This window comes from Lactobacillus delbrueckii subsp. delbrueckii DSM 20074 = JCM 1012 (assembly GCF_001433875.1).
Lineage (GTDB): Bacteria > Bacillota > Bacilli > Lactobacillales > Lactobacillaceae > Lactobacillus > Lactobacillus delbrueckii.
Genome location: NZ_AZCR01000041.1, coordinates 13426 through 13657, shown reverse-complemented (window position 1 = coordinate 13657; position 232 = coordinate 13426). Strand labels below are relative to the sequence as shown.

Sequence of the window (232 nt, the reverse complement as noted above, 5' to 3'; positions counted from 1 at the left end):
TCAACATTCCGCCTTAGCTCAGTTGGTAGAGCGCTTGACTGTTAATCAGGATGTCGTCAGTTCGAGTCTGACAGGCGGAGTTTAATATGGAGTGTTGTCCGAGCGGCTGAAGGAGCATGATTGGAAATCATGTATACGGGTAAATACCTGTATCGAGGGTTCAAATCCCTCACACTCCGTTTTATGGCGGTGTAGCTCAGCTGGCTAGAGCGTCCGGTTCATACCCGGGAGG

2 tRNA genes are annotated in these 232 nt (G+C 50.4%); both read left to right on the top strand.

What is annotated here, in order from left to right:
- Positions 1 to 7: 7 nt before the first annotated feature.
- Positions 8 to 80 (top strand) — tRNA-Asn (locus tag FD23_RS06230).
- A gap of 8 nt (positions 81 to 88) precedes the next feature.
- Positions 89 to 179: transfer RNA gene (locus FD23_RS06225), tRNA-Ser, on the top strand.
- The last annotated feature ends 53 nt before the right edge of the window (positions 180 to 232 follow it).